Here is a 17,854-nt window from a genome sequence, read left to right on the forward strand (position 1 = left end):
GTTGCGGCGGAGCGGAGATGCCCGCCGGAGAGTAGCGGGGCTACCCGCCCCGGGCAACGCGCCTGAACGCCGCGCCGTGCGTTACCCGTTCAGCCAGAGCGCGAGGTAGCCGTTGCCTTGCACGGTGCCGGGCAGCGTCGCGACCGCCCCGACCGTCTTGCCGGCCAGCGTCAGGCTGGCGTCGATGCGTCCGTCGCCGTCGATGTCGATCTGGGCGGTGGCGCCCTTGTAGCCCTCGGCTCCGTTCATCTCCGCCCAGGACAAGGCCGAGCGGCCGTCCTGCCAGCCCCAGACGGTCACCGTCTCGCCCGCCTCCAGGTCCGTCACGGTGGACCAGACCGGCTCCCCCGTGCGCCCGTCGACGAAGAAGGCGTCCCGCCCCGCCCCGCCGGTCAGGAAGTTCGACCCCGTGCCGCCGTCCAGCACGTCGTCGCCGGCCCCGCCGTTGATGGCGTCGTCGCCCCCCAGGCCGTTGATGAAGTCGTTGCTGGCGCTGCCGGCGATGGCTTCGTTGGTTCCGCTGCCGATCCATTGCCATTTCAGGGAGGACAAGGGGCCGGAGTAGGACGAGGCTTCCTGAAGGATGCCCTTTCCGGTCGCGCTGTCGGCCACCGCGTAGAAGGTGGTGGGCACGGTCCCGGCCTGGGCGTCGGGGTTGAGGGCCAGGGTCATGTCGCCGAAGGACAGCCGCTCGATGCTGCGCAGGGTTGTCGTGCCCTGGGAGCTGGTCACGGTGACCTCGCCGTCGCCGGTGTGCAGGATGCTATAGGCTTCGGGCGGATTCTCGAACAGGGCGGTGTCGATCCCCTCGCCGCCGTCCAGCGTGTCGTTGCCGCCGCCGCCGATCAGCGTGTCGCTGCCGCCGCCGCCGATCAGGAGGTTGCCGCGCTCGTTGCCGATCAGGAGGTCGTTGCCCGATCCGCCGATCGCGTTCTCGATCCAGCAGTCGTAGGCGATGCCGAGCGTCCGCCTCTCCAGCAGGAAGCCCGACGACCAGGCCGGGCCCAGATCGCTGTAATGGCCGGAGCGCAGATCGATCCGCGCGTCGGTCGTCTGGTTGGCCCAGTTGATGGTGTCGTTGCCGCCACCGTCCCAGATGGTCTCGTAGATCGCCTGGCCCGGCGCCCAGGAATAGACGGTGTCGCCGGCGTTGGTCGCCATGTTGGCGCCGTACAGATACTGGATCGCCCGGATGTCGTTGACCATCGGCGTGGTGGCGAAGCGGTCCTGCCAGTACCCCATCGTTGGTGAGGCCCCGACGAAGGACTTGTAGCTCATCACGCTGTAGAGCTGGCTGTCGATGGCGGTGGGCGCCGCGGGGAAGCCGGCCCCGCCGTCCTCGTGCGTGTGCTTCAGACCGAGCGCGTGCCCGATCTCATGCATGGCGGTGAGATAGGCGTAGGAACCGCTGCTCCAGGACAGGGAGGGGTCGGCGAAGGTGGTGCCGAACCAGACGTCTCCCCCTTCGGGCAGATCGGCCGTGGTCATGATCGTATAGGCGACCGCGGGCGATGCGCTGCCGCCGATGCGGAGGTCGCCGCAGGAGGCGGCCGTGTCGGCGACCTCGGTGCAGGTGATGTTCGCCACCGCGCTCCAACTGCCGATCGCCTGGCGGATCGCCGCCTCGGCCGTGCCGGACAGCGTCCAGACGCTGGCCGGGTCCGGCGTCGCATAGCCGTCGCGGTAGGCGGAGAGCCCGGCCACACCGAAGGAATAGGTCAGGGAAACGCCGGTGCCGGGCGTGCTGTCCGCCCCCCATTTGTAACCCCACAACAAGGAATCGATCGCGATGGTGCCGCTCGCGGTAATCCCGGATACGGGATACGCGTAATCAATTGCGCTCATCACTCAATTTCCTGAAATGAAGAAGGGCCGCGCGGAGCGGATTGATCCTCATTTCAGGATGGATTTGAGACAGACAATTATTCGAACGAGCGGCTATCCAGAAGCATTCGCCGCCATAGGGAGAGCATTTAAAGCAGTATTATTTTATTTCTTTTGTGAATTGCTGTGGCGCGAGGACGTAGCTCCGCCGGATCGCGGATACCATCGGTGTGCGCCGGGTTGTCTGTGGGCGCAACCGGCCGCGCCGGGGTGCGCAAAGGGGACAGCGGATCGGATGAGGTCCGCATGAAGGCGGCGCCCCGGTCGCGCCGGGGCGTCTCCACATCACTCATCCGCTTGGCAGGACGCCTGGATGCTCTCACCCGAATGTTCGGCGTCCGCCCGGACGCAACGGCCGGGCGGACGGTTCGGGTGTCCCGCCGGGCCGAGGCGGCTTGCGGTTCGCGTCAGACGAAGGCGTTCTCGACCAGCTCGCACAGCATGTGGCCGGCGGCGATGTGCATTTCCTGGATGCGCGGGGTGTCGGAGGAGGGGACGCACAGGCAGACGTCGCACAGCTCCTTCATCCGCCCGCCGCCGGCGCCGGTCAGGCCGATGGTGCGCAGGCCGATGGTGCGTGCCGCCTCGAGGGCGGCGACCACGTTGCGGCTGTTGCCGCTGGTCGAGATGCCGACGAGCACGTCGCCCGCCCGCCCGAGCCCGCGCACTTGGCGTGCGAAGACCTCATCGTAGGAATAGTCGTTCGCGATGGCCGTCAGGGCCGACGTGTCGACCGTCAGCGCCACCGCCGCCAGCGGCGGCCGGTCGCGCAGGTAGCGCCCGGTGAGTTCCGCCGCCAGATGCTGGGAGTCGGCCGCCGAACCGCCGTTGCCGCAGAACAGCACCTTGCCGCCCGCCCGGAGGCCGTCGATCATCAGCGCGGCCGCGGCCACGATGGAGTCCGCCTGATCGGCGAAGGCGGCGAAGTTGCGGGACGTCTCGAGAAAGGCATCGCGGACGCGGTCGGCGGGGTGGGTCATGAGAGGTTCCTGGAAACGTCGGGAGGGCGGGTCCTTCGTCCCGCACCATACGATGGCGGCGCCCGGCGGCGCCATCCTGTCTTTCCCACCCTCCTTCGCAGCGGGCCGCGTGGCGGTCCCCCTTGGCGAATCGGGAGGGAGGTTCAAAGGAGTCCGGTGCGCTGCCAGACGGGCAGTTTCCTGTTCAGCAGGTTGGGCAGCACCACGGCGAGCCGGTCCCGCATGGCCGCGGGATCGGTGACCGGGCTGCCGTCCTCGGCCAGCACGGACCGCCCGAGCCCCTCGAGCGCCCCGGCCACGAAGCCGCCGAGCGCTTGGATGTCCAGCGCTTGGATGTCCAGCGCTTGGCCGTCCCGTTGGCCGGTCAGCAGGCCGGCCAGGACGAGGCGGTCCAGCGAGTCCGCCGCCACGTTCTGCCCGACGACCGGCGCGGCCAGATGGAACAGCGACTCATCGAGGTTCATGCGCCGGGCCACCGCCCGGTTCAGCCGGCCGGCCGCCGCACGACCCTCCTCCGGCGCGTCCACCAGGGGATGCGCCTGGTTGGAGGAGACCAGCAGCGCCAGGAACCGCGACAGCGTGCCGAAGTCGTGCCGGGCCATCTCCGGCATCGCGGCGATCTCGCCCAGGCTCGGCGCACCGGCGGCAAGCGCGTCGAGGATCGGCTGGCCGAGCGATGGGTCGTGGCGCAGCTCGCCCAGCGGCACTGGGATCGCCAGGCTCGCGTCCTCGCGCGGGACCAGCAGCGTGAAGCGCAGCCGCCGCAGCGCCGCCTCCGTCTCGGCCGGTGGCATCAATTCCGGGCCGCGCACGAAGACGTCGCGGCGGAACACCTGATTCACCGCGAAATCGCGCACCGTCTGGGCCAGGGTCGGGTCAGCGATCTCCCCCAGGATGGCGCGCAGCTCCGCACGCACCGCAAGGTCGTCGAAATTCTGCGGGATGGTCGCCGAACCGGCGTAGCCGAGCTTGGCGCGGGCCAGATCCTTGGCCACCTGGGCGTGGCCCAGCGGCTCCCAATGGGCGTTCAGGTACTCGTGGCTGAGATAACGGCGGTCCTGCCCCGCCATCATGCCGAGATGCTGCCCGGCCGCGCTGTTCACCGCGAAATAGCCGGCTCCGGCCTCGCTCAGCCGGTTGAGGAAGCCCAGCGCCGCGTCGAACTGGCGGTCGCTGCGCCCCGGGTTGGCCGCGGCGTGCGCAAGGATCAGCTTCTGCAGGGGCATCAGCGGCGCCCAGCCGGGCTGGCTGTTGTAGCTGAGATAGACCAAACCGCCCGGCTTCAGCATCCGCTCCAGGATGTCCACCACCGCCTGGCGGTTCTCCGGGCTGATCCAGCTGTAGACGCCGTGCAGGGCGATGATGTCGAACCCCTCCCTGTCCCCGCCTTGCTCGGCGGGCAGGCCGTCGGCGGCGACCTGCTGGAAGCTGCGCTCGTAGAAGGCGACGTTGGGCAGCTCCGCCTCTTCGGCCAGCCGGCGGGCGCCCGCGATGTGCAGCGGGTTGAAGTCGATGCCGGTGAAGCGCCCCTGCGGGTGGGTCGCGGCCAGGATGTTCAGGGTCATCCCCTGGCCGCAGCCCAGTTCGCAATAGCGGAAGGGCCGGTCGGTGCGCGGCGGCCGGATGCCGTTCAGCAGGCAGACGTAGGCGAGATAGCCGGGGGCCAGCTCGCGGTAGGCGCCGTGGGTGTAGGCGATGTCGGCGTTGTAGCCGTCGCTCCAACCGTTCATGCCGGGGTCCTTTCCGCGAGTTTTCCATCCGCCAACGCCCCCTGGGACGGCGTCCGCCCGGCGATCAGGTCGTCGGTCAGGGCGAGGAAGCGGGGCAGGGTGACGGTGCGCAGGTCGTAATGCTCCACCGCGGTCCGCCGCGCCCGGTCGCGCAGCGCCTGCATGCGGTCCGGGTGCTCGAACACCTCCTCGATGCGGTCGGCCAGCCCGGCGCCGTCGAAGAAGTCCACCAGCAGCCCGTTCTGCCGGTCGCGCAGCACCTCCTCGACCGGGATGGTGGAGGAGCCGATGACCAGACAGCCGGCCGCCATGGCCTCCAGGAAGGACCAGGACAGCACGAAGGGGTAGGTGAGGTAGACGTGGGCCGAGGAGACCCGCAGGATGGTCAGGAAGCTGGGGTAGGGCACCTTGCCGAGGAAATGCACCCGCTCCCGGTCGATGCCGGCCCCGACCTCGTCGAGCAGGATGTCGCGGTAGCTCCGGCCGCCGGGAGCCGCATGGCCGTAGCTGACTTCGTCGCCGCCGACGATCAGCACATGGGCCTTGGGGCGCCGTTTGAGGATGTCCGGCAGGGCGCGCATGAAGACGTGGAAGCCGCGGTAGGGCTCCAGGTTGCGGGCGACGTAGGTGATCACCTCGTCCTTGCGCGTCAGCGTCAGGCCCGAGGGCAGGCGCAGCCAGGCGTCCGGTTCCGGCCGCACGATGCTGGTATCGACGCCTTCGTGGATGACGCTGATGCGGGACCGCATGTAGTCGGGGTAGAGCGACCACTGCCAGCCGGTCGGGGTGTGGCCCCAGTCGGCGGCCTCGAAGCCCAGCGTGTTGATCGCGTTCTTGGTGCGCACCCGCGGGCCGTCGTTCAGGCTGACCGGCAGCGACGGGTCGAAGCCGATGTCGGCCCCGGCCAGGTGGTAGAAGAACTCGAAATAGGCGAGCAGCGGCACGTCCGGCCAGACGTCCTTCATGTACAGCGTCTCGCCCCACCCGTTGTGGCCGATCATGATGTCGGGACGGAAGCCCTCGGCCTGCAGGCGCCGGCAGACCTCGTAGACGCCCTGCCCGTAGATGACCGCCTGCTCCAGCTCCTGGAGATAGTGGTGGGTCGATGGCCGCGCCGCGCGGAACGGCTGGTAGATCGCGCGCTCCACCCCGGGAATCTGCACGGGGCTGTCGTGCGAGATGAAGACCACGCGGTTGCCGGGCTGCGCCGCCAGATGCTGGACGATGTGCTGGTACTGGCCCGGAAAGTTCTGGTGGACGAAGAGGTAATTCATGCGCGTCGCCGATTCCGCAGGGGGCCCGTCATGGGCCGTGTCATCGTCAATCTGTGGCCGTCAGGTCTATCGCCGTCAGGTCGTCGGGATGTTCTGGACGATGCCGTCCAGCGCGCCGGCCGGCGCCGGCGATCGGTAGGCCTTGACCTGCAGTTCGTAAGCCTCGGCCCAGCGCCACATGGCGAAGGATTCGAAACCCGCGTCCTGCAGCGCCTTGCCCAGCGTCCGCGGCGTGAAGCCGGTGCGGTGGGCCATGAAGCGGTTGCCGCCGGCAAGCGCCGGTTCGTATCCGTAGAGGGCGTCCAGGGGATAGATCGGGCGGCCGTCGGTCCGGTAGAGCGGCTCGTCGGTCCGGTCCGCAGCCACCAGCCGCGCCACCGCCTGAAGATCGGGCACGGCCAGCAGGAGCTGGCCCCCCGGCCGGAGCACGCGCAGGAATTCCCGCAAGGCCCGCGGCACCTCGTGCCGGTCGAGGTGCTCCAGGTTGTGCGACGACCACACGGCGTCCATCGACATGTCGGGGACGGCCGGCATGTCGGTCATGGAGGCGACGATGTCGGGATCGACCGCCGGGTCGATGTCGAGCCGAAGCTCCTGCCACTCCGTCGCCGGGAAGGCGGTGCCGATGACGGTGGCGGTCCGCGGACCGCTCCCGACGTTGAGCACGGTCTTGCGCGGGGCTGGTGCCGCCGGCTGGTCGCCGACGGCCTCCGGGCCGGCAAGCTCCGGAACGCTCTGAGGCATCGGCCTGCAATCCACTCCGGATCAGAAGGGGCGCGGCTGGGCCTGGGCGCCCTGCTTCTCGACGAGGCGCAGCAGGATGCCTTCCAGCGGGTCGCCGATGGCGTCCGACCGGCAGGGGCTGCCGTTCTGCCCCGTGGGCGAGCGATAGCCGCTGACGAAGGCGCCCTCGTAGACGCAGTCGAACCGCTCGGCCGTGGCGCCGCGCAGGCGGATCGAGAAGCCGATCAGCGGCGTGCCGAGACCGCGGCTGCCGCACATGCCGCCGCCGGTGATCCAGGGCGTTTCCCAACCGTTGGCGGTCAGGCCCTTGTACTCGAGATCCTCGGGCGCCATCCCCTCGACCGGGGTGATCGAGAAGGCCTCGATCCACAGCCGCTGCCCGACGGCGCCGGCCCAGTTGGAGTCCGCGAAACGCAGGTCGCCCTGGCGCTGGACATGGGCCAGGATCTCGGTGCGCGGGAGGCGGACGGCCGGAACCGGTGCAGGGGCCGGTGCGACAACCGGAGCGGCGGCCGTGGGGGCCGCGACCGACGGCTGGGCGGCGGCCGGAACGTCGTCGATGCGGGCGAACTGGAGCGACAGCAGCGCGTTCGTGCGGTCGATGTGCTTGTAGGAGCTGAGGATCACATTGGCGGGGCCGCCCGTGACCTTGATGATGACCGTGTCGCCCGGCTTGGTCAGCCAGTTGCCCGGAACGCTGCCGATCATCTCCACGGCGGCACCGGCCAGGCCGTTGGGAGCGACGGCCAACTGCACGCTCGGCAGCGGAAACTCGCCCGGGGCCGCCGCGCCGCCGCCGCCCGTGACGATCAGGGAGTAGAATCCCGGCACCAAGGACAGGGTCTGCGCCGTGGCCTTGATCTGGCTGGACTGAGTGGCTTCTGCGGACGCAACGCTACCGATCATCGACGACCCCCTGCGGGCGTGAAAGGTTGAGAAATGATGAACGGGCGCTTCCGAATCCGTCACTGGACCGGCACGCCTGTAATCAGGCCGAAAGGAAATAGGCCTTTCGATTGCTACGCTATGCACTGTGTGAGCGTCAAGGATACCCAGGAGCATATCGTTGATTGTCGCAGGGGCGAGTTCCGGTGGCAGAAGATGGCCGCCGCCATCGTGCCGGATCCGCTCGCCGAGCGCCCCCAGATCGAAGGCGGCGACCTCCAGCCCGGCCCGCCAGGCGGTGGACAACGCGTAGCACCAGGTCTCCGGCGAGATGGAGGGCAGGAAGGCGAGGTGGGCCTGCTGCGCCCGCACCAGGGCGACCGCCTCCTCCTCGGCGAAGCGGCCGGTCACGACGATGCGCCCGGTCTCGAAAAGCGGCGGGTCCTCCTCGCTGAAGCCGACGACCACGAACTCCAGCGGCAGGTCGCGGGCCGCGGCGTCCCGCGCGCAGGCGAGCAGGACCTCGTAGCCCTTCTGGATGCCGACGGCGCCGATGGTGCAGACGCGCCAACGGCCCCCCGGCGGAAGGATCGGTCGGAGGTGGGGTCGGCGGGGGGGCTCCACCGTTTCCCAGGGGCGCAGGTCGATGGCGCGCGGGGCCGTGTAACGGGCCAGGCGGGCGGCGACGTCCCGCGTCGGGGCCGTCACCCGGCGGGCCCCGGCGACCAGGGCGCGCGTGCGCCGGCGCAGAGCGGTCACTGTCAGGTCCGGGTCGGCGCGGTCGTCCGGGTCGGCGGTGCAGCGCTCGCAGGCGGCCAGATCCGGCTCCCCGCAATAGCGCCCGCTCCCATCCACCAGGTTCACGCGCGGGCAGATCAGCCCATAGTCGTGGACGGTGACGTCGTAGGGCACGCCGAGCCGGGCCGCGAGGTCGAGCACGGCGGGATCGTGGCCGAGCGTGTGGTGGATCTCCACCGCCGCCGTTCCGGCCTGCCGCAGCACCGCGACCAGCTCCTCGAACTCGGCGCGCGTGCGGAACACCAGGTCGCGCAGCTCGGGCCGGTCCGCCACCTCGAGCCGGCAGCGCCGTTCGGGCGGGTCGGCCGGGGGGCGGGCCGGTGCCCCGTCGCTCCCGCTTCCATCCTCATCCTCGGCGGGGGGCGCGTCCGGGTCCTCCCCGGTCTCCGGCGTCAGGCGCAGGACGCGCCGGCCCTCCGCGCGCAACGCCGCGACGCGCTCGGCCACGAAACGGGCGACGCCGCCGCGGCCGGACAGCGTGACCAGCAGGATGGCTGGGGGGCGCGGCTCCGGCTCCTCGGCGGCCCAGCGGGCGAGGTCCAGGCGCCGCCGTGCCGCCAGCAGCGGGTCGGCGGCGATGAACGCCTGCACAAGCGTGTCGTAGCCGGGGTGCCGCCGCTCCATCAGGCGGCCGTTGCGCGCGGCCAGGATGGTCTTCTGCCGGCCGAAGGACCGGCCGCCGACATGGGCCACGAAGACGTCGGCCGCCCCCAGGTGGCGCCAGCCCAGACCCCGTGCGCGCAGGCAGAAGTCGTTCTCCTCGCCGTAGCCGCGGCCGAACAGGCGCTCCTCGAAGGGGCCGGTTTCCTCCAGACAGTCGCGGCGGATGTACATGCAGAAGCCGACCGCCGTCGGCAGATCGACCCGGACGCCGGCGTTCACCGCGCGGGCCCGCTGGTCGAGCAGCGCCGTCCCGGCGGGGGAGGGAGGAGAGGGGCGGTCCTTCCCGGAGGGGTAGCTGAGAATGGTGGCGTCATTGGACAGGGGCGTGACCGTGCCGACGTCGTGCGAGTCATGGGCGGCGGCGCGCAGGCGGGCCAGCCAGTCCCCGGCGACCAACGTGTCGGCGTTCAGCAAAACGACGTCGCGGTCCGGGTGCAGGCGCAGGCCCCGGTTGACCGTGGCCGGGAAGCCGAGGTTGCGGTCGTTGCGCAGCAGGGTGATTCGCCCTTCCCCGGCAAGCGCCGCGAGGTCGCGGGCAAGATCCGGTTCCGGGCCGGCGTCGTCGATGACGATGATCTCGTGCGGTGTGCCGTCTTCCCGCGCAGCCGCGACGACCGACCGCAGGCAGGCCAGCGTTTCCTCCCGTCCGCGGTAGACCGGGACGATGACGTCGACCACGGGGGAAGCGGGTGTTCTTCCTGACGGGCGGGCCGGGATCGGCCCGACCGGCGATGGCCGGAACGGCGGACGACCGGGACCCGGCCAAGGCAGAGGGCTGCCGGCGAGCGGAACCTCCCCCGGTCCGGCAACCACCTGCAGCGGGCCGGGTTCGAGGCCGCTGCCGTCCAGGTCGAGCGCGAAGGCGTAGTCACCCTCCTCGATGCCAAAGGCCTCGGCGGCCTCCATGGCTCGGTCGGTGTCCAGCGTGATGGAGCGGCCGGCGGAATCGCTGACCCGCACCGTCACCCGCTGCGGCGGGTCGCCCGGGCACCAAGCCCAGCCGGACAGGCACGTGGCGCCGTTCGGCCCGTCTTCGAGCACGGCGCTGCCTTCGACGGCGGCGTGGCGGCACGGATGCAGCGCCGCGCCAAGAAGGGGCCGGCCGTCCAGCGTGACGGACAGGGTCTCGCCCTCGGCCTCCGGTCCCAGGGGCAGGGTGAAGCGGACGAGGCCGGAGGCCGGATCGGGCTGGCCATGGCGTTGCAGAAAGGACGGGCCGTCAAGAACCAGAAGCGGCCCCCGCCCGGATTCGATGCGCAGGACGCTGCCCGCCCCCGCCCGGTCCGGGTGCAGCGCGCCGACGATCCGCAGGCCGAGGTCGGCCGACGCCCAGCCGGCGGCGGCGCCGGACCGCGCGGCGTGGTCGGCGAGATCGGCCAGCAGCGGAGCGACGCTCACCGGAAAGCGATGCAGCAGCCGCTCGACGAGCGGGATGAAGCGGTCCATGGCGTCGAGCCGGGCCAGAGCCTGGCCGAGCACGATCGATGCGGTCGGGGTGGGCGCCCGCTCCGCCACCGTCTCCAGCAGGGGGGGCACGTCGCCAGGGCGGTCCGCCGCGACCAGCAGGGCGGCGAAAAAGGCCTTGAGCGCGATGTCGTTGGGCGCGAAGCGCGCGCTGCGTTCGGCCCAGCGCAGGGCCTCGCCGAGGTCGCCGCGGGCGACGGCGCAACGGGCCAGCCCGGTGGCGCCATTGATGTGGCTGCGATCGTCGCGCAGAAGGGCGCGGGCTTCCCGCTCGGCCTCGGCCCAGCGGCCGTCGGCGATGGCGCGTTCCAGAGGTCCCGGATCGGGTTTGGGCGTCTTCGGGGGACTCATCCGATGCGCCGCGTGGAAACCTGCACACCGGCAGAACGGAGATTCATCATGACGTCAGGCCCTGGCCCGTGAACGGAATGGCGACGATGGCCGGATGCCCCGCCGGTTCCGCATCCACCCGACGCTGACGGCACGGACGAAGCGTCCCGAGTTGGTGTGGCGGAACGCGGTGTCTGGACCGCTCAACGTGCCTCTTGGGAAGGCTTCATGATGAAGGCCACCCAAGGAAAAGGCACGGCACAAAAACGGCATAAAAATGGACCTGCCGATCGCTCGGCAGGTCCATCGCGGTCTTGCAGGGGCCCTCTTATCAGACGGCGAAGTTGCTGGCGGTCAGGTTGGTGACGCCGGCAACCGTGATCTGCGTGCCATCCGACAGGGAGATGACCGAGCTGCCGCCCGTCACCGTGACCTTCGCCGCCACCTGCGACGCGGAGAGGCCGTAGCCCTGGACCGCGATGAGGTCGGTGCCGGCCTTGAAGTCGCCGATGATGTGCTTGCCGCCGCCGAACACGGTGCTGAACACGAAGACGTCGTTGCCGTCGCCGCCGAACAGCGTGTCGTTGCCGACGCCGCCGATCAGGGTGTCGTTGCCGGCGAAGCCGCCCAGGACCGCCTTGCTGGTCTTGGAGGTGCCGCCGATCAGCAGGTCGTTGCCGCCGCCGCCGGCGATCGTGGTGTTGCCCGAGCCGCCGAACAGGGTGTTGTTGCCGGCCGCGGACGCGATGGTCGAGTTGCCCGAACCACCGATGACCAGGTTGGAACCGCCGACGACGTTGATCACGGCGTTGCCCGCGCCGGCGCCGATGGTGGCGTTGCCGCCGCCCGCGATGACGGTGTCGTTGCCGGCCGCGAAGACCTGGTTGTTGCCGCCGACGAGGCCGATCAGGTTGTTGCCTTCACCGGCGGTCAGCACGTTGTTGCCGGCCGCGGCCACAACGGTGTCAGCGCCCGTGCCGCCGAGGATGGTGGCCGAACCGCCGGCGACCGTCGAAGTGCCCAGCAGCTGACCGCCGGCGCCGCCGACGATGGTCTGGTTCGTGCCCGTGCCGGCCTGAAGGATCGTGCCAGCCTTGTCGTTGGCGACGAGGAGCTGGTTGTTGCCGGCGCCGCCGATCAGGGTGACCGGGGCGGTGTTGTCGGAGGCGATGACCGCGCCGCCCGAAACGGTCGACAGCGAGTAGACGCCGCCAACGGTGGCGTTGACGATCGCGTTGGCGTCCAGCTTGTTGGAATCAACCAAGCTCGTATTCTTCAGAATCGCACCCGCCAGCGTGGACGGAGCGGCGGCATTGGTGATACCACCTGTGACCGTAGTGACCGTGGACATAGTAAGGACCCCCCGCAAAAGCGAATAAAACTTATGCCTAAGGGTCGGATACCATTGGTAATCCTTTTTTGCAAGTGCGGAATGGAACATGTCATCGGGGGGACCACCATCAGGTTACCTATGTCACAGACCGATGCTCCTGGGCGATAATGTTTCATTTCTAAAATATGCTCGTGGGGTTGCGTAAAACCCTAATACGGTCAGGGATTCACGCGGTCGGACGCATGAGGTCCATGTCGGAATTGAAGTGTTGGGTTCCGTTGGCAATGAACGGCCTTTCCTCGCCGCGGTCTTCGCATTCCGGTGGGCATCGAGGGGAGTGATTCGCGTCGCTCCAGGAGCCGGCTGGCCGTCGATCGGGGCAATCCCCTTACGCCGCGACATGGCCGGTCCGGTTTGGTCCGGCCATTCCGGTCAGGTTGACAGGCATTTCCCTCCCACTTAGTTCCGGAGCACGCCGCCTGGGAAACCGGCCGGCGCTGTCCGGACGACACGGGATAAGGAAGTGCCCAGCATGCTCGACCAACCGGCGGCTCCGCGCCGCGTCCTGGTGACCGGAGGGGCCGGCTACATCGGCAGCCACGTCCTCCATGCCCTGACCGACGCCGGGATTCCCGCGGTGACCATCGACAACCTGTCGACCGGCCGCCGCGCCGCCGTGCCGGACGCCGTGCCCCTGGTGGAAGGGGATGTCGGGTCGGCCGATCTGCTGGAGCGGGTGATTCGCGCGCATGGCGTGGACGCGGTGATGCACTTCGCCGGGTCCATCGTCGTCCCGGAATCGGTGGAAAAGCCGCTCGCCTATTACCGCAACAACACGGTCAACAGCCTGACCCTGCTTGACGCCTGTGCGCGGTTCGGGATCGACAAGGTGGTCTTCTCCTCCACCGCGGCCGTCTACGGCGCCACCGACCGCGTGCCGATCGACGAGGAGACGCCGACCGCCCCGATCAACCCCTACGGCGCCTCCAAGCTGATGACGGAGCGGATGCTGCGCGACGCCGAGCCCGCCCATGGCCTGCGCAGCGTCATCCTGCGCTATTTCAACGTCGCCGGCGCCGACCCGGCAGGCCGCACCGGCCAGGCGACACCAACCGCGACCCACCTGATCAAGGTCGCTTGCCAAGCCCTGCTCGGCCGGCGGCCGGCCCTGTCGATCTTCGGCACCGACTACCCGACGCCGGATGGCACCTGCATCCGCGACTACATCCATGTCAGCGATCTCGCCGAGGCCCACGTCCTGGCGCTGCTCCACCTGCGCCGTGGCGGCGAAAGCCTGACCTTGAACTGCGGCTACGGGCGCGGAGCCTCCGTCCTGGAGGTCGTGCGCACGCTGGAGGCGGTCAGCGGCGAGACGGTTCCCGCCACCTTTGCCGATCGGCGCCCCGGCGACCCGCCCCAACTTGTTGCCGGGGCCGACCGGATTCGCCAGCGGCTCGGCTGGGTCCCGAAGCACGACCGGTTGGACGAGATCGTGCGCAACGCGCTCGCCTGGGAGCGCTCGCTGCCGGGCTGAGCGGCCTTACAGCCGCCACAGCTCCACGCCGCCCGGCACCGATGCGCGGTCGAGCAGGCCCTTGACGTCCATCACCAGACCGCGGCCGTCCCTCAGCAGGCCGGCCACCAGCCGCCAGCCTTCGGCCCGGAAGGCGGCGTGCGGGACGGCCAGCACCACGGCGTCGGCCGGCGGCAGGTCCCCGCGCGGGGTCAGGGTGAGACCGTATTCGTGCGCGACCTCGTCCGCCGCGGCGAGCGGGTCGTGCACCGCCACCTCCACCCCGAAGCCACGCAGCTCCGCCACGATGTCCACGACGCGGGTGTTGCGGATGTCGGGCACGTCCTCCTTGAAGGTGAGCCCCAGCACAGTGGCGCGCAGCGGGCCGGGCCGGCCGCCGTGGGCGCGCAGCAGCCGCTTCACCGTCTCCTGCGCCACATACTGGCCCATGGTGTCGTTGATGCGCCGGCCCGCCAGGATGACCTCGGGGTTGTGGCCCAGCTGCTCCGCCCGGTGGGTCAGGTAGTAGGGGTCGACGCCGATGCAGTGGCCGCCGACGAGGCCCGGCTGAAAGGCCAGGAAGTTCCATTTGGTGCCGGCGGCGGCCAGCACGTCGCGGGTGTCGATGCCCATGCGGTGGAAGATCACCGCCAGCTCGTTCATCAGCGCGATGTTGACGTCGCGCTGGGTGTTCTCGATCACCTTGGCGGCCTCCGCCACGGCGATGGAGGCGGCCTCATGCACGCCGGCCTTCACCACGCTGCCGTAGACCGCGGCGACGAGCGCCCGCGTCGCCGGGTCGGAGCCGGAGACGACCTTGGTGATCGTCTCGAACCGGTGCTCCTTGTCGCCGGGGTTGATGCGCTCCGGCGAATAGCCGACGGTGAAGTCCCGCCCATAGGTCAGGCCTGATTCGGCCTCCAGCACCGGCACGCAGTCCATTTCGGTGGCGCCGGGATAGACGGTGGACTCGTAGACCACCACGTCGCCGCGCTTCAGATGCCGCCCGACAGTGCGGCTGGCGGCCAACAGCGGGCGCAGGTCCGGGCGCTTGGCGTTGTCGATGGGGGTCGGGACCGTGACAATGTGGAAATCGGCCTTCGCCAGATCCGCCGGGTCGTCGGTCAGGTGCAGATTGGCCGCGGCCAGATCCGCATCCGGAACCTCGCCCGTGTGGTCGTGCCCGGCCCGCAGCGCCGCGATGCGGTGCGCGTTGATGTCGAAAGCGACGACGGGTGCACCAGCGGGATCGTCCGTCCGGCCGAACGCGACGGCCACCGGCAGGCCGACATAGCCGAGTCCGATCACCGCAATACGGCGGGAATGGGTCATAGCGGACAAGCTTCTTTGAGGAAAACGGAACGGGAAAGGGCTGTCTTATACACGCTCCGTTGTAGCGGGGGAGCCGGGAAATGACCTGACCCTCGAGAAGGCGGAGCTTGAGGGCATGGTACCGCTTATAGTACCAGAAAGTGATTTAAGAGCTTTCCTGAACCGCCTTTAATGACCAAGCCACATCGATCCACGTACGGCATTGACAAGGGATGTGCATCTCGATGTGCTTTGCTCTCCCGATTTTCCGAAACGTGACGAGCGGAGACCGTTGGAGAGTAACATGATCTCGATTGTTAATTTTGGCATCGGCAACATCGCCTCTCTCGCAAAGATGTTCGAGGCCGTCGGCGCGACCGTGCAGATCGCCGAAACGCCGGCCGACATCTCCGCGGCCAGGACCCTGGTGCTGCCTGGCATTGGTCAGTTCGCGGCGGCCATGGCGGAGTTGAAGCGCCGCGACTTCATCGGTCCTTTGACGGACAAGGTCGTCGGCGAGGGCACTCCTATTCTTGGAATCTGCCTTGGCATGCAACTGTTCGGCAAAGGCAGCGAGGAAGGAGGGGTGAGTGGGCTCGGCTGGCTCGACGCCGACGTGGTCCGGTTCCAGCTTCCGGACGATTCGGACATCCGCCTGCCGAACATAGGCTGGAGGCCCGTCACCTTGCGGACATCTTCATCTCTGTTCCCCGTCGATGAACCGTCTTGGCGGTTTTACTTCGCCCATAGTTACCATATGCGGCCCAGCAATCCCGACGATGCTCTGGCTTTCTGCACGCACGGCGTCGAGTTCATGGCTGCAGTCGCGCATGGCAACATCTCCGGAACGCAGTTCCACCCGGAAAAGAGCCATCGCTTCGGCAAGCGGCTCTTGGAAGGTTTTCTGCACGCGTCGCATGCGATGGGAGTGTGATCGTGGTGGATGCCCGGACCATTCCATGCCTTCTTCTGTCAAACGGTGGTCTTTACAAGACGACCCGTTTCGCCGAACCCGTCTATCTTGGTGATCCGATTAACATTGTGCGCATCTTCAATGAGAAAGAGGTCGATGAACTGTGCCTTCTCGACATCGAAGCCTGCAAGAGTGGGCGCCCGCCCGATTTTGACGTAATCCGTGAAATCGTCAGCGAATGCTTCATGCCTGTGAGTTACGGCGGCGGAATATCGACATTGGATCATTGCGCCCGGCTTATCAGCAGCGGCATCGAAAAGCTGGTCATCAACAGCGCACTGGGGGAACGCCCGGAGTTCGCGTTGGAGGTGGCCAATATGTTCGGGCGGCAAAGCGTTGTCGCGTCGATCGATGTGCGCGCCGGTCCGGATGGGCGGTATTCCGTTTGGACGCACGGCGCTACCCGTGATACTGGCGTTGACCCGGTGGGCTACGCGTCTCGGCTGGAACGCTTTGGTGTGGGTGAAATTCTTCTGAACGCTGTCGATCGGGACGGAACCCGCGAAGGGTACGATCTGGCGCTGGTGCGCTCGGTCTCCTCCGCCGTCCAAGTACCGGTCATCGCCTGCGGTGGCGCGTCCAGCCTCGACGACCTCGCCGCAGTCATCGTCGATGGCCATGCCACGGCTGCAGCCGCGGGTAGCCTGTTCGTCTTCTACGGCCGCCGCCGCGCGGTGCTCATTAACCCGCCAACCTACGATGAGTTCCAGGCCGCCGTGGCCGAGCGTTGGCACGCCAGGAACGGCTGCGCCTAGAAGGTTTCTGATCAGGTTGCATAGCTGTTGGCGTGGACGGCCCTCGACCGCACCGCTGTGTCATGCTGGGTCTGTCATGAGACCTGTGCGCGAAAGGGGCGCGGCGCTCACCTTGGGAGCTGTTGAGGCGGCGCGGCATCGCTGATTCCATGGTGTTGGTGGCGATGGAGGCGAGCAATGGCGCGGCGTCGGATCGGGCAGGAAGAGTTCCGGTTCCCGGCTGAAGGGGGACGGCGCAGCAGCGCGTTGGATGAGGCCTCTGCCCTGCTCGACTGGTCCGGGATCGATCGCCTGCTCGCCCCCATCTACGCCGCGGAGAAGGGGGAGCGTGCCTGGCCTCCCTTGGCTCTGTTCAAGGCGCTGCTGCTGGCGGTCTGGTATGACCTGTCCGATGTCAAACTCGCCGAGGCGGTGGACGATCGCGCCAGCTTCCGCCGTGAGTTGGTGAAGCGTGGCCTGGACCGCATTCTCTTCGACGCGGTCGGCGACCAGCTTGCCGCGCGTGGCGTCGTTGTCCGGACCGGCACACTTATTGACGCCACGGTCATCGCCTCGGCGAGCGTCAGCGATCCCGAAGCCCAGTGGGTGGGGCACCGTCGCAAGGCGCCGGTCCATGGCTTCAAGGCGCATGTCGCCGCCGATGGTGAGGGCGGCATCGTGCGTGCGATCGAGGTGACCCCCGCCAATGTGCACGACGGGAAAATGCTGGAATCGGTTCTTCCGCAGGAACCAGGGGATGTCTACGCCGACTTGGCTTACGTGGGAGATGCCAATCGCCAGCACATTCTTGCCACTGGCGGTCGTCCGTTCCTTCCCGCTCGCGGCACCTGGGGTGGCGAGGCGGCGCTGCGGCGGCTGGAGACCTGGAACCGCCAAGTCGGGATGATCCGGCGCCGGGTGGAGAAGATCTTCGGGACGTGGAAGCGCAGCTACGGCTTGCGGCGGGCTCGCTACCGCGGCTTGGCCCGCTTCGGCCTCCAGGTCCGGCTTACGGCCCTCGCCTACAACCTGCGCCGGGCGGCGACCATCCTGAAGTCCGTTCCGGCATGATCAGGGGAGGAGTGTGTCTGCGGCGCGCTTGGCGCTGTCTTCAGCGCCCACGGCTGCCGACAAATCAGGTCGTTGGCGCTCAACGCCTGGATTTTCCGCCGACATCTCCCAGCCGCGCACAAGTCTCATCACAGCCCCCGCGCGAGGAGGCCCCTCATGGAGCAGAT

12 protein-coding genes are annotated in these 17,854 nt (G+C 68.8%); 4 read left to right on the forward strand and 8 right to left on the reverse strand.

Annotated elements, in window-relative coordinates; genetic code table 11:
- Nucleotides 1-81: 81 nt before the first annotated feature.
- The 7 genes from H0B54_RS15580 to H0B54_RS15610 form a co-directional block, all read right to left on the reverse strand.
- Entirely contained in the window at nucleotides 82-1,845 is a 1,764-nt protein-coding gene (locus tag H0B54_RS15580) for a M10 family metallopeptidase (protein WP_211109390.1), read from the reverse strand.
- Between the two features lie 446 nt (nucleotides 1,846-2,291).
- Complete coding sequence (gene gmhA / locus H0B54_RS15585; RefSeq protein WP_188261082.1) at nucleotides 2,292-2,864, reverse strand: D-sedoheptulose 7-phosphate isomerase; 573 nt, start codon at nucleotides 2,862-2,864, stop codon at nucleotides 2,292-2,294.
- 143 nt (nucleotides 2,865-3,007) lie between these two features.
- Nucleotides 3,008-4,594, reverse strand: a complete 1,587-nt coding sequence (locus H0B54_RS15590) for a class I SAM-dependent methyltransferase (protein ID WP_188261083.1) — start codon at nucleotides 4,592-4,594, stop codon at nucleotides 3,008-3,010.
- Nucleotides 4,591-5,868, reverse strand: coding sequence for a glycosyltransferase family 4 protein (locus tag H0B54_RS15595; protein WP_188261084.1), 1,278 nt, complete (start codon nucleotides 5,866-5,868; stop codon nucleotides 4,591-4,593). The genes H0B54_RS15590 and H0B54_RS15595 overlap by 4 nt, the downstream gene beginning before the upstream one ends.
- A gap of 75 nt (nucleotides 5,869-5,943) precedes the next feature.
- Nucleotides 5,944-6,612, reverse strand: coding sequence for a class I SAM-dependent methyltransferase (locus H0B54_RS15600; RefSeq protein WP_188261085.1), 669 nt, complete (start codon nucleotides 6,610-6,612; stop codon nucleotides 5,944-5,946).
- A 21-nt stretch (nucleotides 6,613-6,633) separates the two neighbouring features.
- Complete coding sequence (locus H0B54_RS15605; RefSeq protein WP_188261086.1) at nucleotides 6,634-10,773, reverse strand: glycosyltransferase; 4,140 nt, start codon at nucleotides 10,771-10,773, stop codon at nucleotides 6,634-6,636.
- A gap of 310 nt (nucleotides 10,774-11,083) precedes the next feature.
- A complete protein-coding gene (locus tag H0B54_RS15610) occupies nucleotides 11,084-12,016 on the reverse strand; it encodes a calcium-binding protein (protein WP_246472550.1) in 933 nt (310 codons plus the stop codon).
- 601 nt (nucleotides 12,017-12,617) lie between these two features.
- Here H0B54_RS15610 and galE point away from each other — a divergent pair.
- Complete coding sequence (gene galE, locus H0B54_RS15615; protein WP_188261087.1) at nucleotides 12,618-13,619, forward strand: UDP-glucose 4-epimerase GalE; 1,002 nt, start codon at nucleotides 12,618-12,620, stop codon at nucleotides 13,617-13,619.
- Nucleotides 13,620-13,625: 6 nt separating this feature from the next.
- Here galE and H0B54_RS15620 read toward each other — a convergent pair whose 3' ends face one another.
- Nucleotides 13,626-14,930 carry a nucleotide sugar dehydrogenase gene (locus tag H0B54_RS15620; RefSeq protein ID WP_188261088.1) on the reverse strand — a complete coding sequence of 435 codons (1,305 nt, stop codon included), beginning with the start codon at nucleotides 14,928-14,930 and terminating at the stop codon, nucleotides 13,626-13,628.
- Nucleotides 14,931-15,213: 283 nt separating this feature from the next.
- Here H0B54_RS15620 and hisH point away from each other — a divergent pair, with 283 nt between their 5' ends.
- The 3 genes from hisH (at nucleotide 15,214) to H0B54_RS15635 (ending at nucleotide 17,687) form a co-directional block, all read left to right on the forward strand.
- Nucleotides 15,214-15,843 (forward strand): imidazole glycerol phosphate synthase subunit HisH, encoded by a 630-nt coding sequence (gene hisH, locus H0B54_RS15625; RefSeq protein WP_188261089.1) that lies wholly within the window; start codon nucleotides 15,214-15,216, stop codon nucleotides 15,841-15,843.
- Complete coding sequence (locus tag H0B54_RS15630; protein ID WP_211109391.1) at nucleotides 15,840-16,637, forward strand: AglZ/HisF2 family acetamidino modification protein; 798 nt, start codon at nucleotides 15,840-15,842, stop codon at nucleotides 16,635-16,637. Before hisH ends, H0B54_RS15630 begins: the two co-directional genes overlap by 4 nt.
- Before the next feature lie 177 nt (nucleotides 16,638-16,814).
- Nucleotides 16,815-17,687, forward strand: coding sequence for an IS5 family transposase (locus H0B54_RS15635; protein ID WP_188261090.1), 873 nt, complete (start codon nucleotides 16,815-16,817; stop codon nucleotides 17,685-17,687).
- Nucleotides 17,688-17,854 lie beyond the last annotated feature (167 nt).

Source organism: Azospirillum tabaci (assembly GCF_014596085.1).
Classification (GTDB): Bacteria; Pseudomonadota; Alphaproteobacteria; order Azospirillales; family Azospirillaceae; genus Azospirillum; species Azospirillum tabaci.